The sequence below is a fragment of the Parasphingorhabdus sp. SCSIO 66989 genome, assembly GCF_032852305.1.
GTDB classification, from domain to species: Bacteria; Pseudomonadota; Alphaproteobacteria; order Sphingomonadales; family Sphingomonadaceae; genus Alterisphingorhabdus; species Alterisphingorhabdus coralli.
This window is the reverse complement of sequence record NZ_CP136594.1, coordinates 2,589,602-2,614,288: the sequence shown is the minus strand read 5'-3', so window position 1 is coordinate 2,614,288 and position 24,687 is coordinate 2,589,602. Positions and strand designations below refer to the sequence as shown.

28 protein-coding genes are annotated in these 24,687 nt (G+C 57.0%); 15 read left to right on the top strand and 13 right to left on the bottom strand.

What is annotated here, in order from left to right; all coding sequences use genetic code 11:
* Genes RB602_RS12285 through RB602_RS12270 form a run of 4 tightly spaced genes read right to left on the bottom strand, consistent with a single transcriptional unit; the run spans position 1 to position 3,806 of the window.
* Positions 1–705, bottom strand: coding sequence for a CpaD family pilus assembly protein (locus RB602_RS12285; RefSeq protein WP_317080875.1), 705 nt, complete (start codon positions 703–705; stop codon positions 1–3).
* A gap of 14 nt (positions 706–719) precedes the next feature.
* Positions 720–2,291 (bottom strand): type II and III secretion system protein family protein, encoded by a 1,572-nt coding sequence (locus tag RB602_RS12280; RefSeq protein ID WP_317080874.1) that lies wholly within the window; start codon positions 2,289–2,291, stop codon positions 720–722.
* Position 2,292: 1 nt separating this feature from the next.
* Complete coding sequence (cpaB, locus tag RB602_RS12275; protein ID WP_317080873.1) at positions 2,293–3,282, bottom strand: Flp pilus assembly protein CpaB; 990 nt, start codon at positions 3,280–3,282, stop codon at positions 2,293–2,295.
* Positions 3,283–3,326: 44 nt separating this feature from the next.
* Complete coding sequence (locus RB602_RS12270; RefSeq protein WP_317080872.1) at positions 3,327–3,806, bottom strand: A24 family peptidase; 480 nt, start codon at positions 3,804–3,806, stop codon at positions 3,327–3,329.
* Between the two features lie 103 nt (positions 3,807–3,909).
* On the opposite strand from RB602_RS12270, the gene RB602_RS12265 reads away from it, so the two are divergent.
* From RB602_RS12265 to RB602_RS12255, 3 genes are all read left to right on the top strand, one after another.
* Complete coding sequence (locus RB602_RS12265; RefSeq protein WP_317080871.1) at positions 3,910–4,881, top strand: alpha/beta fold hydrolase; 972 nt, start codon at positions 3,910–3,912, stop codon at positions 4,879–4,881.
* Positions 4,878–6,032 (top strand): NAD(P)/FAD-dependent oxidoreductase, encoded by a 1,155-nt coding sequence (locus RB602_RS12260; RefSeq protein WP_317080870.1) that lies wholly within the window; start codon positions 4,878–4,880, stop codon positions 6,030–6,032. Before RB602_RS12265 ends, RB602_RS12260 begins: the two co-directional genes overlap by 4 nt.
* 151 nt (positions 6,033–6,183) lie before the next feature.
* On the top strand, positions 6,184–6,360 hold the full coding sequence (locus RB602_RS12255) for a YegP family protein (RefSeq protein ID WP_317080869.1): 177 nt from the start codon (positions 6,184–6,186) through the stop codon (positions 6,358–6,360).
* A 168-nt stretch (positions 6,361–6,528) separates the two neighbouring features.
* On the opposite strand, the gene rnhA is transcribed toward RB602_RS12255, so the two are convergent.
* Genes rnhA through ispH form a run of 3 tightly spaced genes read right to left on the bottom strand, consistent with a single transcriptional unit; the run spans position 6,529 to position 8,933 of the window.
* Entirely contained in the window at positions 6,529–6,978 is a 450-nt protein-coding gene (gene rnhA, locus RB602_RS12250; RefSeq protein ID WP_317080868.1) for a ribonuclease HI, read from the bottom strand.
* Positions 6,975–7,946: a homoserine kinase gene (thrB, locus tag RB602_RS12245; RefSeq protein ID WP_317080867.1), complete on the bottom strand. Its 972-nt coding sequence runs from the start codon at positions 7,944–7,946 to the stop codon at positions 6,975–6,977. The genes rnhA and thrB overlap by 4 nt, the downstream gene beginning before the upstream one ends.
* A gap of 15 nt (positions 7,947–7,961) precedes the next feature.
* Entirely contained in the window at positions 7,962–8,933 is a 972-nt protein-coding gene (gene ispH, locus RB602_RS12240) for a 4-hydroxy-3-methylbut-2-enyl diphosphate reductase (RefSeq protein WP_317084526.1), read from the bottom strand.
* A gap of 323 nt (positions 8,934–9,256) precedes the next feature.
* Here ispH and RB602_RS12235 point away from each other — a divergent pair, with 323 nt between their 5' ends.
* The 9 genes from RB602_RS12235 to tatC all read left to right on the top strand — a co-directional run bounded on the left by RB602_RS12235 (position 9,257) and on the right by tatC (position 16,424).
* Complete coding sequence (locus RB602_RS12235; RefSeq protein WP_317080866.1) at positions 9,257–9,910, top strand: hypothetical protein; 654 nt, start codon at positions 9,257–9,259, stop codon at positions 9,908–9,910.
* A 42-nt stretch (positions 9,911–9,952) separates the two neighbouring features.
* Positions 9,953–11,677 carry an arginine--tRNA ligase gene (gene argS / locus RB602_RS12230; protein WP_317080865.1) on the top strand — a complete coding sequence of 575 codons (1,725 nt, stop codon included), beginning with the start codon at positions 9,953–9,955 and terminating at the stop codon, positions 11,675–11,677.
* A gap of 55 nt (positions 11,678–11,732) precedes the next feature.
* On the top strand, positions 11,733–12,347 hold the full coding sequence (locus RB602_RS12225; RefSeq protein WP_317080864.1) for an SPOR domain-containing protein: 615 nt from the start codon (positions 11,733–11,735) through the stop codon (positions 12,345–12,347).
* 39 nt (positions 12,348–12,386) lie between these two features.
* Positions 12,387–13,403, top strand: coding sequence for a beta-N-acetylhexosaminidase (nagZ, locus tag RB602_RS12220; RefSeq protein WP_317080863.1), 1,017 nt, complete (start codon positions 12,387–12,389; stop codon positions 13,401–13,403).
* Complete coding sequence (locus RB602_RS12215; RefSeq protein ID WP_317080862.1) at positions 13,403–14,215, top strand: segregation and condensation protein A; 813 nt, start codon at positions 13,403–13,405, stop codon at positions 14,213–14,215. Before nagZ ends, RB602_RS12215 begins: the two co-directional genes overlap by 1 nt.
* Positions 14,212–14,856 carry an SMC-Scp complex subunit ScpB gene (gene scpB, locus RB602_RS12210; protein WP_317080861.1) on the top strand — a complete coding sequence of 215 codons (645 nt, stop codon included), beginning with the start codon at positions 14,212–14,214 and terminating at the stop codon, positions 14,854–14,856. The genes RB602_RS12215 and scpB overlap by 4 nt, the downstream gene beginning before the upstream one ends.
* Before the next feature lie 68 nt (positions 14,857–14,924).
* Positions 14,925–15,161, top strand: a complete 237-nt coding sequence (locus tag RB602_RS12205) for a twin-arginine translocase TatA/TatE family subunit (protein ID WP_317080860.1) — start codon at positions 14,925–14,927, stop codon at positions 15,159–15,161.
* 25 nt (positions 15,162–15,186) lie between these two features.
* Positions 15,187–15,582, top strand: a complete 396-nt coding sequence (tatB, locus tag RB602_RS12200) for a Sec-independent protein translocase protein TatB (protein WP_317080859.1) — start codon at positions 15,187–15,189, stop codon at positions 15,580–15,582.
* 110 nt (positions 15,583–15,692) lie between these two features.
* Positions 15,693–16,424 carry a twin-arginine translocase subunit TatC gene (gene tatC / locus RB602_RS12195; RefSeq protein ID WP_317084525.1) on the top strand — a complete coding sequence of 244 codons (732 nt, stop codon included), beginning with the start codon at positions 15,693–15,695 and terminating at the stop codon, positions 16,422–16,424.
* Positions 16,425–16,445: 21 nt separating this feature from the next.
* On the opposite strand, the gene RB602_RS12190 is transcribed toward tatC, so the two are convergent.
* The 6 genes from RB602_RS12190 to RB602_RS12165 all read right to left on the bottom strand — a co-directional run bounded on the left by RB602_RS12190 (position 16,446) and on the right by RB602_RS12165 (position 21,079).
* The gene (locus RB602_RS12190; protein WP_317080858.1) at positions 16,446–16,583 is read right to left on the bottom strand and encodes an entericidin A/B family lipoprotein; all 138 of its coding nucleotides are present in this window, start codon (positions 16,581–16,583) and stop codon (positions 16,446–16,448) included.
* A gap of 383 nt (positions 16,584–16,966) precedes the next feature.
* Positions 16,967–17,206: a hypothetical protein gene (locus RB602_RS12185; protein ID WP_317080857.1), complete on the bottom strand. Its 240-nt coding sequence runs from the start codon at positions 17,204–17,206 to the stop codon at positions 16,967–16,969.
* Between the two features lie 230 nt (positions 17,207–17,436).
* Positions 17,437–17,682, bottom strand: coding sequence for a hypothetical protein (locus RB602_RS12180; protein ID WP_317080856.1), 246 nt, complete (start codon positions 17,680–17,682; stop codon positions 17,437–17,439).
* Positions 17,683–17,924: 242 nt separating this feature from the next.
* Positions 17,925–18,161 carry a hypothetical protein gene (locus RB602_RS12175; RefSeq protein WP_317080855.1) on the bottom strand — a complete coding sequence of 79 codons (237 nt, stop codon included), beginning with the start codon at positions 18,159–18,161 and terminating at the stop codon, positions 17,925–17,927.
* Between the two features lie 324 nt (positions 18,162–18,485).
* A complete protein-coding gene (locus RB602_RS12170) occupies positions 18,486–20,165 on the bottom strand; it encodes an amidohydrolase (RefSeq protein WP_317080854.1) in 1,680 nt (559 codons plus the stop codon).
* A gap of 17 nt (positions 20,166–20,182) precedes the next feature.
* Positions 20,183–21,079 (bottom strand): NAD(P)-dependent oxidoreductase, encoded by an 897-nt coding sequence (locus RB602_RS12165; RefSeq protein WP_317080853.1) that lies wholly within the window; start codon positions 21,077–21,079, stop codon positions 20,183–20,185.
* Positions 21,080–21,341: 262 nt separating this feature from the next.
* On the opposite strand from RB602_RS12165, the gene RB602_RS12160 reads away from it, so the two are divergent.
* The 3 genes from RB602_RS12160 to RB602_RS12150 all read left to right on the top strand — a co-directional run bounded on the left by RB602_RS12160 (position 21,342) and on the right by RB602_RS12150 (position 24,674).
* The gene (locus RB602_RS12160) at positions 21,342–22,592 is read left to right on the top strand and encodes a threonine ammonia-lyase (protein WP_317080852.1); all 1,251 of its coding nucleotides are present in this window, start codon (positions 21,342–21,344) and stop codon (positions 22,590–22,592) included.
* A gap of 85 nt (positions 22,593–22,677) precedes the next feature.
* A complete protein-coding gene (locus RB602_RS12155) occupies positions 22,678–23,775 on the top strand; it encodes a hypothetical protein (RefSeq protein WP_317080851.1) in 1,098 nt (365 codons plus the stop codon).
* Positions 23,769–24,674, top strand: coding sequence for an antitoxin (locus RB602_RS12150; protein ID WP_317080850.1), 906 nt, complete (start codon positions 23,769–23,771; stop codon positions 24,672–24,674). Before RB602_RS12155 ends, RB602_RS12150 begins: the two co-directional genes overlap by 7 nt.
* Positions 24,675–24,687: the final 13 nt, after the last annotated feature.

The following is a 24,687-nucleotide window of genomic DNA, read 5'->3' as shown; positions in this document are numbered from 1 at the left end:
TTACTGACCTCCTCCACCTTGGGCGCCGCCGCCACCGCCGCCACCTTGGCCTCCGCCAGCGCCGCCGCCAAAGCCATTACTGCGGCGAAGTCCACCTGCACCTGTCGGCGGTGTCTGGCGCAGTGTGTCAATGGCCTTGGTGCCTGTATCGGCGTCAGATGTGCCATCTCCCTGACCGCGAACCAGATCCTCAGGATCGGCGACCATGGATGCCAGATTGCTGTTTGCGGCACAGCCAAAGTTGCTGCTGGTAGCGTTGTTGAAATTGGTTTCACTGACAGACGACCAGTCCGGACAACCATCCACACGCGCTGAAGAGCGACTGATCACCACGCGCACATCACCCGGCGCGATTGTTCCGCCGGTAATAGGTGCAGCGTCAGCGACCAACAGGCCATATTTGGCAGCAGATGCTTCAACCAATGATCGCACGGAGCGGTTTTTCGCGGGGTCATCAATTGCCACGCGATCACCATAACCCAGCCCCATGGCTTCGAACCATTGTGCCAGCTTGGCCTGTTCAGAGACAGGTAGCGAACCGCCGCGTACATTCAGGTCCAGCGCGAAGTTGCTGCGGCTGACCACCGGTTGGTGCACACTGTTGAGCGAGCGGTTGCTCGCCGTGTTGCTGGTGCAAGCGGTTGCGGCCAGCGAAAGGCCGATGATGAAGGCCGAGGAAAGGGCGGTTCTTTTCAGATCAGACATGTCGTCGGTCCTTCTCACTCAAAGGTAAAGCCAGGGTTGGCATCGCGCGATGCGCGGCTGGTAGTTTGCGGTGCTGCTGCATTGGGGCGCGGCGCTTGCGATTGCTGGCCGATCATCTGCTCGCGTCTTACATCGCGTGTCGGTTGCTCAACGCTCGGCTTTGGCCGGTCTCCCCCGCTGATGCCGTCTGTCTCCTGATTAATCAGCAGACGCTGCACATCATTGGCGGTGCGGAAGGCATCGGTTGGCAGCTTGATGTCGTTCGAGTTCACTGGCTTGACCAGATATGGCGTCACAACAATCACCAGCTCAGTTTCACCCTTCTGGAAAGAGCTGGATTTGAACAGATTGCCGAGGATCGGAACATCACCAAGGCCCGGAGCCTTGTTGACCGAGTTCTGGATATTGTTGCTCATCAGGCCAGCGATCATGAAGCTCTGGCCGGAGCCGAGTTCCACCGTCGTTTCGGCGCTGCGGATCGTCAGACCGGGCACGCTAAAGCCCTGAAGATTCACCGCACCCGATGCGGACAGCTCGGAGACTTCCGGACGAACACGCAAAGAGATACGGCCATTTTCAAGCACTGTCGGCGTATAGGCCAAGCTTACGCCAAAACTGCGGAACTGGATCGCGACATTGCCCAGGCCCTGTGCGATCGGGATCGGGAATTCACCGCCTGCCAGGAATTCTGCTGTCTCGCCCGAAAGCGCGGTCAGGTTAGGCTGCGACAATGTGGTCACCAGACCAACGGTTTCCGCCAGATCAAGAGTACCCGCAAGGTCAAGACCGAAAAGATTGCCGAGGCCGGCAAGCGTTGTACCGCCATCTCCGATTCCGGTGATGACCGTGGTGCCTTCGCCGCCTGCTGTTACTCCGGTGCCGACGGGACCACCCGGGGTAAACTGCGGCGAAAAGGTGCGGCCATTGGTAACGCCGAACTGAAAACCATTGGTGGAGTCACCGCTCAACAGATTGGCACCGATATTCTTGACCAAAGACCGGCTGACTTCAGCGATCTTGACCTGCAAATTGACCTGCAACGGGGTTGCGGTCTTGAGGCGGCTGATCACTTCTGTTTCATCACCGACAAAGGCCTGTACCAGTCGCTCTGCCTCAGCCGCATCGCCTGGTGCGGCAATCGTACCGGTGAGCAGCACAAGTCCATTCATGGTCGATACGTTGATGTCGGCCTCAGGCATGGCCAGGGTCAGCATCTGGTCAATCGAATCGATGTTCGATCCGACGCGGATCGTGGTTGAATAGACCACCTGGCCTGCGGCATTGCTGGCATAGAGAGTGGTTTCGCCGCCAGCCTTGCCAAAGACATAGAGTTGGCGCGCACTTTTGACCTGTACATCGGCAATCTTGTCATCGGCAATAAACAGATCGGTTATATTGCCCGGAAGGGTGACCAGTTGACCGCGGCCAATTGACAGGACGATCTCGCTTGACGGTTTGGGCGTAACCTGCGCTGCGGCAGGCACCGTGCCCATGGTTGCACCCATAGCGATCAGCGCGGTTGCGCCAATGCTGCTGGCAAGCGCGGAGCCGAGAGCCGCCCGGCGAAAAGACTTGATGAACTGCATCTTATTTACCTCCAACCGGAACGGCTGTGACATTCTTGCCCCGGGCAACGCGGACCTTGGGTTGTGGCTTAGGTGCCGGAACCGCAGGAATCTGAGCCGGTGCGGCAGATTTCTGAGAAGGAACGCTAGTGCGCTGAAAGCGCGAGACATCGCCGCCGGTAACAAATGTGGGGTCCGTATCCATCGGGCGCTTGACGATAGACTGAATAAACTTCTCTTCAGCCTCAGGGTCATCGCTTTCTGGGACATTGATTTCGCCAGCCGCGATGGCACGTTCCAGCTCGGCCTCATTATCGGCGATAGAACGCAGCGACAGGCTGATGACGCCAATGGTCTGAGCCACCGCGATCTTCTCGGCCAGCTTGGGCGTTACTTCTACGGTGACGGTGTTGAATTTGATAACAACCTGATTTCCCTCTTCATCCTGTGAGGACACGCGCTGGCCTGTCGCCAGAACCCGCAGGTTGCGGATGATGGTTTCAGAGGCTTTGAGATCGGGCCCGTCTTTGCCCTTAACCGCCTGAGTCAGAACCAGATCAATCCGGTCACCGGGGAAGACAAATCCGCCAACGCTGGTGCGTTCAGAAACCGGTACGGTAACTGCGCGCATACCGGGGCCAAGCGCCGCAGCAAGAAAACCACGATCGCCCGGCTTAACCAGCGAGCCCTGTGTGACTGGCTGACCTGCGGTGATCTCGTTGCGCACCACCGTGCCCAGCAACGCATTGCCGTCGGTATTGTCCTCCAGGAAATAGGCTTTCTCGACCAGTTCTTCCGGCCAGGGCTGAAAACTGAAGGCATCTGGGGTGATGATGGTGCCGACGGGCAGGGCGCGGTTGGCGACGAGAACTTTTGGTCCCGTCACAGCTGGAGCCTCTGCAGCGACAGTCTGCGGTGCTGACGCGCCTGCAAACATGCTGCGCGCCAGAAAGGCGGTGCCCAGCGCAACAACCAATGCTCCAACCAGCAAAACCAGTTTCTTCTTGTCCATGATCTCACTGCCTCCACGCAGCTGAATTGAGTGCGATATTGCGTTTAGATTTGCACAGAATGGTTAAAATAGTGTTCGGCAATCACCCAAAGCCCGGCGAAGGCGATGGCGACGCCATAGGGAATTTCCAGATTGCCTTTGGAACGGCGAATGGTGTGCACCATGGCCATGAAAAGTGTCAGGATGCCGCCAGCGATGGACATCACCAGAACCAGCATCAGCATGTCCTGCCAGGAAAACCACAGCGCCAGTGCGCTCAGCAGTTTGACGTCCCCGCCGCCCATGGCGCCCAAGGCAAAAAGGCCAGTAAATATTGTGAATACACCCAGTGCCAGCGCGATCTGGATGGCAATATCGGGCCAGAGGGACATGCCTGTGGCCCACCAGAAAACCGGTGCGGCCAGCGCGATACCGGCATTGAGCCAGTTCTCAATTTCGCGGCGGCGAATATCGGTATAGCTGGCATGAGCAAGCGCGATTGCCAACGCACCCAGCATTCCGTAGATGATCTGAACCCCCGTCATGAAAGGTGTTCTTAGGGCGCATGACTTACCAAAAAGTAACCATCCGGCATTTTATTGCCGCCCAACGGCAAATAACTGCCGCAAAACTGCAAAGGAGTGGCTCATGAGTGCCACATTTGACCGACGCAGTCTGCCGGAAGGTCTGGTCGAGGGGCGCTGGACTACACGCGATGGCTGGGACATCCGCCATATGGACTGGGCGACGCAGTCCAGCTCGCGCAAGGGTGCAATGCTATTCATGGCTGGCCGCGGCGATATCTACGAGAAATATCTCGAAACGCTGAATCACTATAATCGGGCAGGCTGGGATATCAGCGCATCTGACTGGCGCGGCCAGGCGGCATCGGGGCGGATGACCGAGAATCCGCATGTCGGTCATATCGATGATTTTGCCACTTGGGTTGCCGATCTCGCCGAGTTCTGGCCGCGCTGGAAGGCAGAGCGCGAAGGCCCCCATGTGCTGATGGCGCATTCCATGGGCGGTCATTTGGTAGCGCGCGCGCTGATCGAGGGTGTTGTCGACCCGGATGCCGTCATATTGAGCGCGCCGATGCTGGGCATGGACAGCCCGGGCGGAATACCTGTCTCCTGGGGGCATAATCTTGCCAAGCTGATGCGTGCCTTCAGCAAGCCACATCGCCCCGCTTGGAAGGTGAGTGAGAAGCCTGCCTCTCCGCTATCCAAGCGTCAATTGCTGCTGACCCATGATTCTGAGCGCTATGCCGATGAAGCTGCATGGTGGAAAAAGCGGCCCGAACTGGTGATGGGCCCGGCGAGTTGGCACTGGGTCGAGCGTGCCTATGCTTCGGTGCGGCATATCCATGCACCGGGGCAATGGGAAAAGGTGCAAACGCCTATGCTGATTCTCTCCACCTCTGCCGATCAACTGGTCAGCCATTCCGCGATTGAGAAAGCAGCAGAGCGTTTGCCCAATGCACGGCTGGTGACCTATGGTAAGGAATGTGCGCATGAATTGCTGCGCGAGGTGGACGCGGTGCGCGACAAGGCGATTGCCGAGATTGATGCTTTTTTGAGCGCGCAATTCGGCACGGTGCAGGCAGAAGCAGCAGAATGAGCAGCAACGATCATAGCTATGATGCTGTGATTGTCGGCGCGGGCATGGCCGGGGCCAGCTTGGCCTATGAACTGTCCAAGTCCATGCGGGTAGCAATTGTCGAGGCGGAAAGCGTGGCGGGCTATCATGCCACCGGGCGCTCCGCTGCCTTCTGGACCGAAAGCTATGGCGGCCCGGATATTCAACCACTGACCACAGCCTCGGGGCCATGGCTCGCTAATCCGCCAAAGGATTTTGCCGAGCAAGGCTTTCTGCGTCCGCGTGGAGCGTTGACGATTGGTCGTGCGGCAGATGGTGCAGCATTGGATAAAGAGGCCGCGCTTTTCGCCGGGCGCGGCGTCGTGATGGATCGGCTAAAAGGTGAGGCGATTGCGGCCAGAGTGCCGGGGCTGAAGCCGGACTGGTGCGAGGCCATATCTGAACCCGATTGCCGTGATATTGATGTCGCGGCGTTGCATCAGGCCTATCTTGCCGGGGCGAAGCGGCGCGGTGCCATGCTGTTTTTCAACAGCCCAGTTAAAACCGCCAGTTTTGGTGCTGGCCGATGGCAGGTAACGACTCCACTCCGCGAGATACAAGCCCCGTTATTGGTCAATGCTGCCGGGGCATGGGCCGACCAACTGGCGGTTCTGGCGGGAATTGCGCCGCTTGGGATTGCGCCATTGCGGCGTACCATTGTGCAATTGCGGATGGCCGAGCCTGTGCCTGATGCATTGCCGCTGGTGATCGATTTTCACGGGCAATTCTATTTCAAGCCGGAACATGGATCGCTCTGGCTCAGCCCGCATGATGAAACGCCGAGCGAGCCTTGCGACGCTGCACCGGAAGAATGGGACGTAGCGCTGGCGATCGAAAGGCTGGGAGAGGTTGTCGACTGGCAGATTGCAGCAGTGGAACATCGCTGGGCCGGGCTGCGCAGCTTCGCGCCGGACAGGGTGCCGGTTTATGGTCATGATCCGGATTGCCCGGCTTTCTTCTGGTTTGCCGGGCAGGGCGGATATGGCATCCAGACCGCGCCAGCGGCGGCGCGGCTGGCAGCGTCTATGATTACCGGCGATGCGTTGGACCCTGTGGATATGGCGATTGACAGCAGCCGCTATGAGGCTGCACGCTTTGCTGATCGCGCGGCGCTAAGCAGTGCGTCGATGTAAAATCTCGGTTCTAAATACACCGCTTTGCAACATCGTCCTTATGGCTTCTGGCCAAGTGTAAAATGGCTGACTATTGTCATAGCCGAATCCACATATTGCTGCTGGATTTGACGACAATATTCCTATTCCTAAACAGTGCAGGAGAACGATCATGGCGCATCATTTTGAAATCTATAAGGACAAAGCAGGCGAGTTCCGCGTGCGCTTCAAATATAACAGTGAAATCATGTTCTCCACCGAGGGCTATAGCTCGAAGGCTTCTGCCCAGAACGCGATTGATTCGATCAAGGAAAAAGGGCCAGACGCCCCGGTTGAAGACAATAGCTGATATAGCCCCTCCTCTTCAGAGGAGGGGTTGGGGTGGTGGTGAGCCGCAAGGCGAGCTCGCGTTAGCGAATTCAAAACGTGCCGCAGCACCACCCCGCTGCGACTAAGGGCCTCAAGGCCCTAAGTCTCACTGCCCCTCCTCTGAAGAGGAGGGGAGTATCACCGAAGACTAAACCCTAGCAGCCTCAGCCGCATCACTCGCCAAAGTATCAGCCCGTTCATTGTACGTGTCACCGGCATGGCCTTTTACCCAATGCCAGGATACCTGATGGCGTTCTGACGCTGCGACCAGTCGCTGCCATAGATCAGCATTTTTGACCGGCTTTTTTGCCGCTGTGCGCCAGCCATTTTTCTGCCAACCGTGAATCCATTTGGTGATGCCGTCGCGGACATAGACGCTGTCGGTGGTGAGCTCGACCGTGCAGGGCCGGGTTAGAGCATTGAGCGCCTCAATCGCCGCCAGCAATTCCATGCGGTTATTGGTTGTTTCCGCTTCACCTCCGGAGATTTCCTTCTCCTTGTCCTTGAAACGGATCACCGCACCCCAGCCGCCGGGGCCGGGATTGCCTTTGCATGCACCATCAGTGGCGATGCGCACGATAGTGTCCTGATCACTCATGCCGCAAAGATATTCGCACGTGCCGGATCGCTGTAAAAGGCGAGGCGGTGCGCAAAGGCCATCGGGTCTTTGCGGGTTACCAGCGCATCGGGCGGGGTGTGGATCCAGTCATAGGCGCGGCTCAGCAGAAAACGCAGCGCTGCGCCACGCGCCAACAGGGTGAGCCTATCGGCGGCAAACTCTTGGGGCTCGCGTGCAATTACCGAGAAATATCCATCAAGCAGAGCTTCAGAGATGGCCTTGTCAAAATGCGCTCCATCCTCGGAAAAGCACCATGCGCTATGGGTCACCGCCAGATCATAGGCGCGGATATCGGTGCAGCTGAAATAAAAGTCGATGATGCCGGTAACATCATCGCCCAGCATCAGCACATTGTCGGGGAACAAGTCGGCATGGATAGGTGACTTGGGCGCATCTGCTGGCCAATGCGCGTCAATATCGGCCAGCGTTATGGCGATGACGTCTGCCAGTCCCGGGCTGATCTCCTGCAACGCATCCGCGCCAATATCTTCGGCCAATGCGTGCCAGCTTTCCGGTCCCATGCTATTGGCCCGCTGCATCGAAAAATCCTCCGCCGCCAGATGCATATCGCCCAAAGCCCGACCAGCGGACAGCGCTTGCTCTGCTGTCGGCTGGGTCAGGGATATACCGGGCAGATAGCGGATCAGGCAGGCGGTGCGCCCGGCAAGGGTCTGGATTTTCTCGCCATTCTTGTCCGCGATCATAGGCGGAACCGCCAGGCCGCGCTCCGCCAAATGATCGAGCAAAGCGATAAAAAACGGGAGGTCTGCTGGATCAACGCGCTTTTCATACAGCGTCAGGATATAGCGGTCCTTGCTGGTCTCGATCAGATAATTGCTGTTCTCCACGCCCTCGGCAATGCCTTTGGCAGAGCGAAGCGTACCGACATCATAACGCTCAAGAAAGGTCGCTATATCCTCGGATGCGACGCGGGTATAAACGGCCATAAGAAATAGTGCCCGTCAGGCGGCTTCGTCTTCCAGACCACGAGGCAGCTTGAACACGATCCGTTCATCCGCGGTTTTGACCATCCGTTCGGTGATGGTGAAATGCTCACGCAGCGCGTCCACCACCTCGCGGACCAGTGCTTCGGGTGCCGATGCGCCGGCGGTGAGGCCCAATGTGGTGATATTGGCCAGCCAGCGCGGGTCAATGTCATGCGCCCGCTGGATCAGCATCGCCTGTGTGCCCTCTCGCTCGGAGACTTCGACGAGGCGAAGCGAATTTGAGCTGTTCGGCGCCCCGATGACGAACACCGCATCGCAAGAGGCCGCAATCGCCTTAACCGCTGCTTGGCGGTTGGAAGTCGCATAGCAAATGTCTTCTGCCTTGGGACCGACAATATTGGGAAAGCGGGTTTTCAGCGCGCTAATGATCTCCGCGGTGTCATCGACTGAGAGTGTCGTCTGAGTCAGATAGGCCAGATTCTCTGAATCCGGCGGCGTCAGAGAAGCAACATCCTCGACTGTCTCTACCAGCGTCATCTCGCCTTCAGGCACTTGCCCGAAAGTGCCGATAACCTCGGGATGGCCCTCATGACCAACAAACAGGATATGCCGACCGGCCTCAACCTGACGCTCCGCCTGCCGGTGCACTTTGGACACCAGCGGGCAGGTGGCATCAAGATAGTTGAGACCGCGCTCAGCGGCTTTGTGCGGCACCGCCTTGGGCACGCCATGCGCGGAAAAAACCACCGGCACGCCATCGGGCACTTCGTCCAGTTCTTCGACAAACACCGCGCCTTTTGCCTTCAGGCTGTCAACGACATAGCGATTATGCACAATTTCATGGCGCACATAGACCGGCGCACCATATTTTGTGATCGCCAGTTCGACAATATCAATCGCCCGGTCAACGCCCGCGCAAAATCCGCGCGGTGCGGCGATAACGATCTCCAGCGGAGGTTTTTCTTCTGTCTCTGCCCTACGGGGCATATCCTTGATTACAGAAGCATTGGAAACGTCGGAAACGGGGGGTGCCGCAGTCATGCCAGTGTTCTCTTTCCTGTCGCCCCGGCTCTCTCCAACCGGGGCTGGTCAAAATCGGCGGAACAGCAAGGCTGTCCAAAACCTGATACGGAGCTATTCATCTCCTATCATGGTATTTAGAGATAAAGCAGCGCTGTGCAAAGGGCGATACGCAGAATATCTGCGTCATCTGTTTGCACAGGACAAGAGTGGATAGGGGTTTGATTGTCGGCGCGGAGCGGATAAAGGCTCTGCTGCATGGGGATTAGTGAGAAGAAATGAGAGCGAAAATGGCGATAACAAAGCGGGTAATCGGCTCAGCACTTGTGCTGGGAGCATTATTGGCAGGGTGCAAGGGCGATGATCAGCTGGTTGTGGATCGTGGCGTTGGTATCACCCGCACGCTTTCCACCTGTCCTGATGTCGGGATTCCCGCCTATACCGGCGATGTGACGCTGTTTAACCCGCGCGATAGCCGCGATGCAAGTGCCATCGATATTGTCGCCAATGTCAGCAATCTGCGTTCGACCTGCACTGAAGGGCCGGAAAAGCTTTATACCGAGGCGACATTTGACATTACCGCCACACGCCGTGACGCAGGCGCGGCGCGGACCGTGAGATTACCCTATTTCTCGACCGTTTTGCGCGGCGGATCGGCCGTGATTTCCAAACGTATCGGCGCGGTGACATTGCAATTTGCCGAGGGTGAGACCCGGGCAAGCGCAACCGGCAAAGCGGGTGCCTATGTCGATCGCGCAACCGCGACTTTGCCCGAGGATATTCAGGAGCTGATCACCGCACGGCGTCAGGACGGCGATACCTCTGCGGCGATTGATCCATTATCGCGACCAGAAGTGCAAGCCGCGATTCAGCGGGCCACTTTTGAGGTGTTGATCGGCTTCCAGCTGACGCCCGATCAATTGCAATACAACGCCACGCGCTGATCGCGCGGGGGCGTCTCCGATACACTTGAAAGCCAATTTGAAATGCCGCTCTATGCCCAATTTGCTGACCATCTGAATGCCGCGCTGGATGCCCTGGTTGCCGATGGTGCTTTGCCTGAAGACGCCAACCGGTCGCCGGTGACGGTTGAGCCACCGCGCGATGCGGCGCATGGTGATCTGTCGACCAATGCGGCGATGGTGCTGGCCAAACAGGCGCAGATGAAGCCGCGCGATTTTGCTGAGAAGCTGGCGGCGGAGCTGGACAAGCTCGACGATGTGGCTTCGGTTGAGATTGCGGGCCCCGGTTTTATCAATATGCGGCTGGCGGATGTGGTTTGGCATCGTGAGTTGCACGATATTGCTAATGCCGGAGCCGATTATGGCCGTCCGCAAGTGCCTGCAAAGGGCATGGTCAATGTCGAATATGTCTCCGCCAATCCAACGGGTCCGATGCATATGGGCCATTGCCGCGGCGCGGTTGTAGGCGATGCGCTGGCCAGCCTGCTGGAATATGCCGGGCATGACGTCACCCGCGAATATTATGTCAATGATGCCGGGGGGCAGGTGGATGTCCTCGCGCGTTCGGCGCATTTGCGGTATCTGGAAGCATTGGGCCGCGATATTGGTGAGATACCCGAGGGGTTGTACCCCGGTGACTATCTCATACCGGTTGGTGACCGTCTGGCTAAAGAGCATTGCGAGACCTATGCCGATGCGCCTGAAGAACAATGGCTCGGGCTGTTCCGCCGCGAGGCGGTAGCAGATATGCTGGTGATGATCCGCAACGATTTGGCGCTGCTGGGTATCAATCATGACGTGTTCGCGTCCGAAGCCGAATTGCAGGCAGCGGGCAAACCGGAGGCGGCTGAAGCCTTTTTACGCGAGCGCAATCTCGTGTTTGATGGCCTGCTCGAAGCACCCAAGGGCAAGACGCCCGACGATTGGGAGCCGGTTGAGCTGCCGCTGTTCCGCTCGACGCAATTTGGCGATGATCAGGACCGGCCGATCCGCAAATCGGATGGCAAATGGACCTATTTCGGTGCCGATATGGCCTATCATTTCCAAAAGGCGGAAAAGGCCGACGCGCTGATCAACATCTGGGGCGCAGACCATGCCGGGACGGTCAAACGGATCAAGGCGGCGGTCGAAGCGCTGACCGAGGGCAAGACGCAGTTTGATATCAAGCTGGTACAAATGGTACGGCTGCTGCGCGATGGCGAGCCGGTGAAAATGTCTAAGCGCTCGGGCAAATTTGTGACGCTCGCCGATGTCGTCAATGAGGTTGGCAAGGATGTGGTGCGGTTCACCATGCTGACCCGCAAGGCCGATGCGCAGATGGATTTCGACTTTGCCAAAGTGGTGGAAGCCTCCAAGGATAACCCGGTTTTCTATGTGCAATATGCCCATGCGCGTATCTGTTCGACGCTGCGCAAGGCAGAAGCTGAGGGCATTATGCCATCTCCCGATTATCTCGACCGGCTCGGCGAGGAGGATCTGGCGCTGATCAAATTGCTGGCGCAATGGCCGCGCATCATCGAATCTGCGGCATCGGCACGTGAGCCGCATCGCATCGCCTTTTATCTGCATGATCTGGCTGCCGCCTATCACGCTTTTTTCAACCTCGGCCATGACCAGACCGACAAACGTGTCCTGATATTGGACGATCCCGAAATCAGCTCCGCAAGACTTTTCTTGAGCGCCAATATCAGGCAAATACTGCGTAACGGCTTGTCACTTATGGGTGTTGAGGCCGCAGACAAGATGTAACTGTGCTGCCGATCCCATGATGGATGGAGTGCATTCATCCGGGGGAAAGGTCAGCATGAACGAGGCGAACACCATGGACCCGCAAAATGGGCGGCTGGACCTTGATGATGACGCTGATCGTCTGCCCTGGCTGGAATCGGCCGAGGATTATGACGGCGAATCGGTATCGCCGCTGCGTATCCTGTTCTTCCTGCTTCTGGGGTTGGTGCTGATTGGCGCGGTTGTTGCGGGCATCTATCTCTATCAACAGCGCGACCAACAGACTGTCAGTGCAGGCGAGGGCGAACTGATCAAGGCACCTAAGGGCGACTATAAAGTGCGGCCCGAAGATGCGGGCGGCAAGACCTTTGAAGGCACCGGCGATGCCAGCCCTGCGGCAGCCGAGGGGCAGGAGCAGGTCGCCGCGCTGGCAGGCGATGACAAAAAGACCGTTGACGGGGTGCTGGTACAACTGGGCGCCTATAGCAGCCGTTCCAAAGCCGACACTGGCTGGATCACGCTGTCGAGCCGTTATGATTATATCAAAGCGCTGCCCAACCGGGTTGCATCGGCTCAGGTAGAGGGAGCTACCGTCTATCGCCTGAGCGTTGTTGCGCCCGATGCAGCAGCGGCGCAAGAGGTATGCAACAAGTTGAAAAATGCCGGGCAAAGCTGTTTGGTTGTGCGCTAAGCGTGTATAGATGGTCTCCATGATCATGGAGACAGATACGTGAAGCCGGTTGTTTTCGGCATGTCCGGGCTGGAATTGACCGCCGATGAGCGGGCGTTTTTCAAAGAGGCGAACCCGGCAGGCTATATCATCTTTGGCCGCAATATAGAGAGCCGCGAGCAATTGCGCGCTCTGACCGATGATCTGCGGGCTTTGCAAGGCGATGACCGGCTGATGATCATGATTGATCAGGAAGGTGGCCGGGTGCAGCGGATGAAGCCGCCGCTCTGGCCAGCTTATCCGGCATATGGCAGCTTTGCCGCGCTCTATGAGACCGCGCCAATCAGCGCGCTGGAAGCCGCGCGCGTGAACGCGATGGCGCTGGCGCTTGATCTCGCCGAAGTCGGCATCACCGTCGATTGCGCGCCGATGATCGATGTGCGCCAGCCGGGCAGCAATGATGCGGTTATCGGCGACCGGGCCTTTGGCAATGACCCGATGATGGTCGCCGCCATGGGCCGCGCGACGCTGGATGGCCTTAAGCAGGGCGGGGTTCTGGGTATCATCAAGCATATGCCGGGCCATGGCCGGGCGCTGGTGGACAGCCATCATGATCTGCCGGTCGTGCCCGATGATGCGGAGACGCTGGCCGAAACGGATTTAGCGCCCTTTGTTGCGCTGAAGGATGCGCTGATGGGCATGACCGGGCATATTGTCTTCCCCGCCTGGGATCAGGAACGCCCTGCCACGCTGTCCCCTGTTATCATCGAGCAGATTATCCGGGACCAGATCGGCTTTGAGGGACTGTTGTTTAGCGATGACCTCGATATGAAGGCGCTTTCCGGCACTGTCCCCGATCGCGCGGTTGCCTGTGTTGAAGCGGGCTGTGATATCGCCCTCAATTGCTGGGGCGTGATGGAGCATATGGTCGAAATGACCGAACGCCTGCCCGATATCGGTGACGCGACACAGACGCGGCTTGACCGGGTTTGGGAAGCCATGCCGCAGCTCAACGCTGTTGCCGATGAGCGCGAAGCCCTGATCGCCAAGCGCGACGAACTGATGGCGCTCGCCTGATGAACGAAGCCGAAGCCCCCGACCCCGAGGATTCGGCATGGGAGGCGGATGCACCGCCGCGCCGTGTTGCCGATAGCGAGCCGGAACAATTGCAGATAGATGTTGAGGGCTGGGAAGGGCCGCTTGATGTGCTGCTCAGCCTGGCGCGAAATCAGAAGGTCGATCTCATGGAGATTTCGATTCTGGAGCTGGTGCGGCAATATCTGGATTTTATCAATAATGCCGAGGCTTTGAAGCTGGAACTTGCCGCCGATTATCTGGTGATGGCGGCATGGCTGACCTATCTCAAATCAGCGCTATTGCTGCCTAAAGACCCCGAGGTTGATCCATCACCTGAAGAATTGGCGCTGCAACTGCAATTGCGGCTGCAACGCTTGCAGGCGATGCGCGAATCCGGGGCGCGATTGATGGCGCGTGACCGTATGGGCCGCGATGTCTTTGGCCGCGGTGCACCGGAAGGCCTCAAGCAACTGACCGAGGTGCGCTGGACCGCCTCGCTTTATGACCTGATGCAAGGCTATGCCGATGTGAAACTACGCACCGCGCCGGCTGTGCACATCGTCCAGACCCGTCCGGTTATGTCGCTGGAAGAGGCGCTGGACAGGGTGTCCAATCTTGTCGGCGCAGCGCTCGACTGGACCGAATTATCAACCTTTCTGCCGCCGGAATTTCAGGGGCAATTGCGCCGTTCAGCCATGGCATCCAGCTTTGTCGCGGCGCTGGAGCTGGCGCGCAACGGGCGTATTGAGCTGCGGCAGGGCGAGACATTCGGGCCACTGCAATTGCGCGCGCGCCATGAGGCAACATCATGAGCATGGATGAAGATTTGCGCGCGATCGAAGCCGTGCTGTTTGCTGCCGATGCGCCGCTAACCGTCAAGCAGATTACCGGCTATGTCGGCGACCATGCCGATATCAAGGCGCTGCTGGAGGAACTGGCCACGCATTATGCCGAGCGGGGCATCAGGCTGGTGAATAATGGCGGCCAATGGCATTTCCAGACCGCGCCTGATCTGGCGCATTTGCTGCGGCAAGAGCGCGAATCGGTGCGCAAACTCTCACGCGCGGCGACCGAGACATTGGCGATTATCGCCTATCATGAGCCGGTTAGCCGCGCCGAGATTGAGTCCATTCGCGGAGTGCAGACAAGCAAAGGCACACTTGATGTGCTGATGGAACTGGAATGGATTCGCCCCGCAGGACGTCGTGAAACACCGGGCCGACCACTCATCTATGCGACAACGCCTGAGTTTCTGGTGCATTTTGGGCTGGGCAGTCGCCGTGATCTGCCAGGGATTGCTGATCTGCGCGCAGCGGGACTGCTGGACCCGGTCGATGTCGCGATGGAGCAGGCCATGGGTGAAGGCCAGTCCGATGATGATGGGGATGATCAGGAAGAAGCCGCTGCGGTCGATTATCAAGATTCAGTAGCGGAAATGCCCGATAATCCCTAATATAGAGAGATGCGGGTTGGAAATTCGGGCGCTGCCCGGCTAATGGCTGACCCGGTTAGGAGACAGATATGTTGAGTAATATTGGCTTGCCGGGACTTTTGGTCATCGCCGCCCTTGTGCTGCTGCTATTTGGCCGTGGCAAGATTTCCGAGGTGATGGGTGAGTTTGGCAAAGGCATTAGCAGCTTCAAAAAAGGCATTTCTGAAGAGGAAAAGGCCGCGGCTGCACCCGAACCCCGCCGTATCGACAGCGCCGAAAGCGTAAGCACGGAAGCCAAGACCACCGAAACCAAGGCGAGCGAATAATCGCCGCCAGACGGGCGCAGTAACCATGTTCGATATCGGTTGGACCGAGTTTCTGACCATCATCATCATTGCCATTGTGGTGATCGGTCCGAAAGACCTGCCCCTGGCGATCCGCACCGCGGGGCGTTGGATGGCGCGTGGGCGGCGACTGATGGGGCAATTTCGTGCCAGTATCGATTCGTTGGCGCATGAAGCCGAGATGGAAGAGATGGAGAAGCGTTGGGCCGAGCAGAATGAACGGATCATGCGCGAACATGGCGATGCAGCGCCAATGCTTCCCGGTGTGACCGGCTATGCGGACAATGGCGGTGAGGCGGATGCGGGTGCTTCTGAAGCATCAGCCCAACCCACACCCAAGACAGATACGGCACCAACTAAAACCGCGACCGTCAAAAGTGGCGGCGAGGATGCGCCATCATGAGTGATGCGCCTGCGGATAATGTAAGCGCAGCAGACGAAGCGGTGGATATAGAGCCATTGTCCACTGAACCTGCTGGCGACGTGGGAACGTCTGAGATTGATGCCAGCAAGATGCCATTGCTCGACCATTTGATCGAGCTGCGCCAGCGACTGCTGTGGAGCCTGGTGGCCTTTGCCATTGCATTTGCTGCCTGCTTTGCCTTTTCGGAGGAGATATTTGGCATATTGGCGCAGCCGCTACTCACCGCATTTGGCGGCGATGAAGGCAAGCTGATCTATACCAAGCTCTATGAAGCCCTGTTCGTCGAACTGAAGGTCGCGCTGTTTGCCGCCTTTTTCCTGTCCTTTCCGGTGATCGCCAATCAGCTGTGGCAGTTTGTTGCGCCGGGGCTGTACAGCAATGAGAAACGCGCCTTTTTGCCATTCCTGCTCGCAACGCCGATATTGTTCGCGGCCGGGGCATCGCTTGCCTATTTTGTGGTGATGCCGCTGATGTTCAACTTTTTGCTGGAATATGAAGGGGATGTTGGCGGCCTAGAGCTGCAGGCGTTACCCGGGATTGGCGACTATCTCGCCTTTGTGATGCAGATCATCCTCGCCTTTGGCATCGCCTTTTTGCTGCCGGTGCTGTTGCTGCTGCTCAATCGCGCGGGTCTTGTCAGCCGCGAGCAACTAGCGAAGTTGCGGCGCTATATGGTTGTCGGATCGTTTGCGGTCGCGGCGATTTTAACGCCGCCCGACATGGTTTCCATGCTGTTTCTGGGACTGCCATTGATCGCCCTGTATGAAGGCTCAATGCTGATCATGCGCTTCACCGAAAAGCGCAATCAGGGATCAGTCTGACCAGCTTTGCTGATTGCCGGGTTACTTGGCTGATTCGGCCGTGTCGGCCACGGCATCGCCAGCTGATTCAATATCCCGGCCAATACCTGAAATCGTGTTGCAGGCGGTTACCAGCATGGCGGTCAACGAGACGATGACAATCAGAGCAGGTTTTCGCATAAGGGGCTCTCCATTGACGAAGGGAGTATACTAGCTGAGACCGCATAGCATAGCCACGAAGTAATTACCTCAGGTGATTGGAGATAATAGCGTTCGGGCATGCTTGAGAAGGGGGGAGGATCACACGCCCGAACGCATATCTTGAGACAGGAAGAGGGGGGCTTGATGCTGTCTCAATGCACAAACGGCACGTCAAAGATTTGGTTCCACATCGGGGAAAGAAAAAGCCCGGCAAATGGAACCGATATCGACCAACCGCTTGCAACAGACGACGAAGCGCAGCGGCTGGGATATTGTCTAGAACGCCTGTTGAAGGCGATATATCAGACATAAAAAAAGCGGGGCCGAAGCCCCGCCTAATTTCATATCTTCAAACCAAATTCTTATGGGCTGGTCGGCAGATCGTCATCGTCGTCATTGTCAGCAGCAATGATGATACCGCCAATAACAGCCGCAGCTGCGAGAATACCAACAATAATACCAGTGCTGCCTTCAAGCTCACTCTCACTGTCAGACGCTTCAGCCGTACGAGCTACAGAAGCAGACTGAGTGGCCTGAGCCAATACCGGCGTGCTGGTCAAAGCGAGCGCTGCAGCGGTTGCAGCAAGTGCACGGATTTTCATTTGTTATCTCCTTGAATCTCTCATTCCCAATTGCAATTAATCGATATGCTCAGGTGAAACAAGCATAAAATCATAAAAAGTTGTTTACGGATCTTGTCATAAGACTGCCATTAACAGGCTGGAAAAAAGGGCACCGTTTGCAGAATTTTCGCTTTGTTAGCCTGGCTTGTCGGCAAAAAAAGAGCGGGGACATGCCCCGCTCGATTCAAATCATTTAGCTGCAGCTGTTGTTAGGGGCTCGCGGGAAGATCGTCATCGTCATCGGCAATCAAAAGACCAACCGCTACACCCAAACCGATGACGGCGGCCGCGATAAGTGCGACAGTACCATCATCTGTCATATTGCTTTCCCCGTCAGTTGCCTCAACGGAGCGCGAAACATTGGTAGCGGCTGATGATTGGTTCGCTTGTGCAAAGACCGGAGTAGCGGTCAGTGCCAAGGCAGCAGCAGCTGCGGTAAAAGCACGAATCTTCATGTCAAAATCCCAACAATTGTTAAACTCTTAGCGAAGATAGCCAGCAAGAGACTAAAATACAAATCGAAAAGAAGAGTGATTATGTAAAGATTCGTCAATATTAATCCATTTTGAAGATGTATATCCGCAAAATGGACCTTAATTGGATTTGTATAAGCCGAACGGCGATGAAGCGCCTATCAGTCAAGCAATAAAAAAGCGGGGCAAGCCCCGCTTTTCTGGTTAAAATAAGTTAGAACTTATCAGGGGCTTGCAGGCTCATCATCATCATCATCATCTGCAATCAGGATGATAGCACCGACAACAGCGGCAGCAGCCAAAATGCCAACGATCAGACCGGTGTCGCCTTCAAGGTCGCTCTCATTAGCTGACGCCTCGACCGAACGGGAAACCGGAGCAGACTGGGTAGCCTGAGCCAGTACCGGTGTAGCGGTCAGGGCAAGCGCTGCGGTTGCAGCAGCCAAAGCACGCAATTTCATTTTCTTCTCCTTCGATCACTCGATTCATCTAGGAAATAAAATAGATTACTGATGGAAGCAACCTGAAAAGACTGAAAAACTATTTGCGGTCAGTAATACAGGGTGTCGAAACGCAATGGTTAGAAGCCAGTGACAAGTTAAACTTTGGTAAAACAATTCGTGGCTCTGGGGCATTTACAGCCATAATGGCACGATTTGCCTCGAGTGCGTAATGAAAACCACCCTGAATATGAACGAGGGGGTCTTAAAACTGTCACATCATTCGCCCGTTTTTCTCGCACCGCTGGTCCAAACTCCGACCATCGAGAATATTGCATCGCAGCATTATTCTTCTGAACTGTTACCTGATTGCCACACACGCTCGCCACCAATCCATGTTTCCGATGGTTGAATTGACCGAATCAATGATGGCGGCGCCAGGGTGATGTCTTCATCTATCAGAAGAAAGTCGGCACGGTGGCCCGGCGTGAGTGAGCCGAAGCGTCCCTCGGCATAGCCAGCCCATGCGGCATCGATAGTAAAAGCCGCCAGCGCCTGTTCGCGGCTAATGCGTTCGGAGGGCTGCCAGCCGCCAAAGGGTTCGCCATTTGCGTCCTCACGAGTCATCGCGACAGAGATACCGATAAAGGGGTTGGCCGATTCCACTGGTGCGTCTGAACCAAAGGCAAGCTTGGCGCCACTTTCCAGAACCGAGCGCCAGGCATAGGCACCTTTTAGCCTGTCCGGGCCGAGACGGCGTTCGGCCATTGTCCGGTCAGAGGTCTGGTGCACTGGCTGCATCGAGGCAATAGCGCCATATTCAGCGAGACGCGGCAGATCTGTGGTGTCGAGTATCTGCGCATGTTCAATACGCCAGCGACGATCCTTGCCAAAGGTTTCGATCATCTCGGCCAACCCATCGAGCACCTGCTGATTCGCCCGGTCGCCAATGGCATGCACAGCGAGCTGAAAATCGTCCATGCTGGCGCGGCTCATCATATTGAGCAACTGGGTGTCCTCGAGAAACTGCAATCCCTTCTCATTCGGCGCATCGGCATAGGGCTGTTTCAGCCATGCACCGCGCGAGCCGAGCGCCCCGTCAAGATAGAGTTTCACACCATTAAGCCGCAGCCGATCATCATAAAGCCAGGGCGTTGGACCGGGGCCGCCAATGGCAATCATTGCGTCAATCCCGGCGGCATAGGACATGATGCGCAGCTTCAGGGCACCACGATCGCCAGCGCGGCGATAGCTTTGCCAGTCCTCCATGGTGGTGCCCATATCGGCCATGGCGGTGACACCCTGGGCGAGCAGAATCTCCTGCGCCTTCTCAAACGCCAGATCGCGATCCACCGGGCGCGGCGGCGGCACAAAGCGCCCGACCAGTTCTTCGGCTGAATCAATGAAGATACCCGTCGGCTTGCCATTGGCGCGCTCAATCCGGCCACCTTCGGGGTCAGGCGTCTTGCCGGTGATACTGGCAATCTCCATCGCCTTGCTATTGGCCCAGGCGGCATGGCCATCGACCCGGCCAAGCAGCACTGGGCGATCGCTCACCACCGCATCAATCTCCTCCGCTGTCGGAAAGCGGCCGAGGCCCCATTTCTCCTGATTCCAGCCACGGCCGATGATCCATGGCCGATTGGAAAAGCGCTCGGCATAATCGGCAATCGCCGCCTGTGCCTCTTCCAGCGATGTTGTCTGGCTGAGGTCCAGCGTCAGCGCCTGAAAGCCGATGCCCATAATATGGCCATGCGCATCGATCATGCCGGGGATCATCGTCTTGCCCTTGGCATCCAGCTTATAGTCGACATCTTTGGGCCGATCATCGCGCCGCTCAAGCAACTGGGTGACCGTGCCATCGTCATCAAACACCAGCCCGGTAAAGCGGATCAGCTCGCCCTCGCGATCAAGCGTGATGCCATTGACATTGTCGATCAGCGTATCGGCATGGGCGGGCGCGCCGGACACGGCCATGGTCAACGCCGCGAGCGCCAGTGGAGCTTTGATCAATATCTCGCGCATATGTTTCTTCCCGTCCCTCATGGCTTCGCTATCCGCCGTACCAAGGCGCTGGTGTCCTGTCGGCCAGCACCCATTTTCTGCAGCTCGGCATAGAATTGATCGACCAGCGCAGCGACGGGCAGGGTGGCGCCATTGCTGCGCGCCTCTTCCAGCGCCAGCCCCAGATCCTTGCGCATCCAGTCAATCGCAAAGCCAAAGTCGAAACTGTCGTCATCCATCGTCTTCCAGCGATTATCCATCTGCCAGCTTTGCGCCGCGCCGCCGGAAATCGCCTCAAACACCAGATCGGTGTCCAGCCCGCTGGTCTGGGCAAAGCGCAGCCCTTCTGACAGTCCACCCAGAATCCCGGCAATGCAGATCTGGTTGACCATCTTGGTGGTCTGCCCCGCACCCGCTGCGCCGACATGGACGATACGCGCGGCGTAGGCCTGCATCACCTGCTCCGCGCGCGCCATGGCATCGTCGCTGCCGCCGCACATAATCGCCAGCGCGCCATTTTCCGCGCCCGCCTGCCCCCCCGATACCGGCGCATCAACGCAATGGATTTCGCGCGATTTACCCTCAACCGAAAGCTGCCGTGCCAGCCGCGCCGATACCGTGGTATGGTCGATAAACAGGCTGTCGGCGGGCATGGTCTCGAACAAACCATTGCGGCCCAGTGTCACGCCGGACAGATCATCATCATTGCCGACACAGCTGATCGCGATAGCGCACCCTTCAGCCGCCTCAGCCGGATTATCATGCACTGAAAGCCGCGCTGCCAGATCGGGCGCATCAGCAACCAGCGCCGCCACCACAGCCTCGGCCTTGGCCCGGGTGCGGTTGAACAGGCGCAGCTCATGCCCGGCCTGCACCAGATGGCGCACCATTGGCCCGCCCATAATCCCGGTTCCGGCAAATGCGATTATCGCCATATTCAGTTGCCTCTCATCCTATCATTCTTGTGGCCTATGCTTGCCGTCATTGCGAGGAGCGATAGCGACGCGGCAATCCAGAGCAGTTTCGAGCCGCACTGGATTGCTTCGCTTCGCTCGCAATGACGTGTTTTGTTTCCATAGCCACCAGATTGTCGGGTGTCCTCATGGAGTTGACCATTGCCATGGGTCAAGCCCGTTGCGTATTTTTGGACAATTTGCCCCTTTGCATCATAGCGGCAAGGGTTTAGGCGGTGGTGCCATGAACAGCACAGCCACATATATGCCCGACCCGGAGACCGCCGGCCTCACTATCGCCGATGTCCATGCCGCGCATCAGCGTATTGCCGGGGCCGTCGTCCGCACCCCGACTTTGCGCAGCAAGACCCTGTCAGAGATTACCGGCGCCAATGTCTATCTGAAGTTCGAGAATCTTCAGTTCACCGCCGCCTATAAAGAGCGCGGCGCGCTCAACTTCCTGCTGCAAATGCCCGAAGAGCTGCGCGCCAAGGGCGTTATTACCGCCTCGGCAGGCAACCATGCCCAGGCGCTGGCCTATCATGGCACCCGTCTGGGTATCCCCGTAACCATCGTCATGCCGCAGCCGACACCGACGGTGAAGGTGCAGCAGACCGAGGCCAATGGAGGCACCGTCATCCTGCATGGCGAGAAATTTGATGACGCCTATGCCCATGCGCGCGAGTTGGAGCAGGAGCGCGATCTGGTCTTTGTCCACCCGTTCGATCATCCATGGATCGCCGCGGGGCAGGGCACGGTGGCGCTGGAGATGCTAGAGGATCACCCCGAGATCGACCATCTGGTGATCCCCATTGGCGGTGGCGGCCTGTTCTCCGGCATGGCAACCGCGGCACGGGCGGTGAAGGACACGATCCGCCTTACCGGGGTGGAGGCAGAGCTCTACCCCTCCATGTATGCCAAGGTGAACGGCTTTGAGATGCCGTGCGAAGGCGACACTCTGGCCGAAGGTATTGCGGTCAAGGAGCCGGGCAAATTCACCGCCAATATCGTCAAAAAATATGCCGATTCTCTGGTGCTGGTGAATGAGGGCTCGCTGGAAAAGGCGGTCAGCCTGCTCCTGCAGATCGAGAAATCGGTGGTCGAGGGCGCAGGCGCGGCGGGACTCGCCGCGATGCTGGCGCATCCGGAGAAGTTCGCCGGACATAATGTCGGCGTGGTGCTGTGCGGCGGCAATATCGATACCCGCCTGCTCGCCAATGTGCTGCTGCGCGATCTCGCCCGTTCAGGCCGCCTGGCCCGGCTGCGCATCAACCTGCAAGACCGCCCCGGCGCGCTGTTCAAAGTGATGCGCATGTTCCACGAGCATAATGTGAACATCATCGAGATTTACCACCAGCGGGTCTTCACCAACCTGCCGGCAAAGGGGCTGATCACCGATATTGAATGCGAGGCGCGGGACGCGGAGCAGCTGACACGCCTGATCAACGATCTGCGCGGGCAGCAATATCAGGTGGCGCGGGTGGAGTTGGCTTAGTTTGGGGAAATTTATGTGAAGTGTTAACGTAACCCTGCATTTTTGTTATTTGTGACATATATTGAATATTTACTGTGCAGGAAATATGAGCGAATTTGATAGACATGATAGAGAACTGATAGAGGAGTTCATCGAGGCAATCGACGCAATTCCCGACGTCCATGCGTTGCTAATAGACCGCGAAATCACCGCAGATAACGGAGCACGTGCAGACGGACTCGTTGAGATGCATGTCAACAATGAGCCGCACTTACTCCTGATTGAGGCAAAGAAGCAGATATTTCCACGCGACGCCCGTCAGATCGTTTGGCGGACAGAAAAGTTCATTCGGGGTGTGGACGATCCAACAGTCACCACGGCAATTCCGTTCGTCGTGGCCGAAGCTCTTTCTCCAGGAGCTAGAGAGGTCCTGAGGGAAGAGAAAATCGGCTACTATGACAGCGGCGGTAGCCTCTATGTCCCGATCACCGGAGCCTATATCTACATTGACAAGCCAGCCCCAAAGCAGATGAAGAAGCAGAGTTTGGCAGTTTTCAAAGGTGCCCGCTCACGAGTACTCAAGGCGCTCTTTCACAAGGGGCGTGAGCCCACCAACGTAAAGGAACTAGGATCGCTAGCAAAGGTATCAGCGGCAACGGCGTCGAAAACTCTACAAGAGTTAGAGCGGCGCGAATGGGTGGAAACCGAAGGAAGCGGTCCAAACAAGCTCAGGCGCTTGAGGTATCCCATGGAAATATTGGATGCTTGGACAGGCTTTCTTGCGAATGAAAAACCAACGACCTTGCGACGTTACTATGTTCCAATCAGTAGCATGGATAGCCTCGTATTTGCCATCGAAACCGAGTTCAGCGCGTGTCGTGACCTGCGGTATGCACTTACCGGAGAAATCGCGGCGCAGACATACGCACCCTACCTCACTTCCATATCGACAGTTCACTGCCGCATATCATCCCATAACGAGGAACATGATGCTCTTGCTTCGCTTGACGCTAGGCCAGTGACCGAGGGGTGGAATCTGGTTCTCATCGACACTTCATCCCATGATTTTATCGGAGCGACTGTTGCCCAGGGAATGCGATTGGTAAGTCCGTTACAAATCTATCTCGATCTCTTCCTCGCACGAGGTCGAGCGAAAGAACTAGCAATTGAATTTCGTGAGAAAGTTCTGCTTCCACAATGGTAAAGCCCAAACAACTTTCGGGATACGACCACCGCGTTACAGAAGCCTGTGAACGCGTCCTTGTGACCCTCCTACGCGGTCTCGGACCTTACAAGGAATCAGTCTATTTGGTGGGTGGTTTAGTGCCCCACTACATTGTGCGTGAACGCCCTCCGAAAGTGCCCGCACATGCAGGAACAGGGGACGTCGATATCGTCATTGACCTAGCCCTACTGACCAACGTCGATGCATACAGGACACTGGAGGAAAACCTTCACAGCATTGGCTTCGCTCGTGCCGAAAATGATAATGGTGTGAAACGGTCATGGCAATGGCAGATTGAGGTTGAGGAAGGTTTGATTGTGCTACTAGAATTCCTTACGGAAGGGCCAGAAGGCAAGGCAGGGGTGGCTGAACCGCTACCGAGTGATGGCAATGTTTCTGCCATCCACATCCCGCATGCTTCGATCATACCTGACTTCTATGAAGAGACGGAGATAACGGCTGAATTGCTCGGAGGCGATGGCATTTCAGCCGAGACGATCAAGTTCGCAAACATTGTCGGATTTACTTGCCTCAAGGCCTTTGCCTTTGAGCAGCGCAATGAGCGGAAAGATGCGCATGATCTCGTTTATTGCTTCGAGCACATGGAAGGTGCGCCGGATGCGGTGATTAAGCAGCTCGCTGAGGCTATGCAATCGAGGCACGCAGATGTCTTGGCCAAGGCTTTAGATATGCTGGAAAAACGCTTTTGCGATGGTGAGGTTGAGGGTTATCTGAAGGATGGACCAGTCGCGGTGGCAAAGTTCGAGCTTGGCGAAAATCTTGACGAAGAGATGCGAAACCAGCTCATTTTGCGTCAAAGGAATGTGAGCGAGATTGTCTCAAAGCTAGTTCTTGGCGTTCGAGATAATTGCGGTTAGGAATATAAGAATA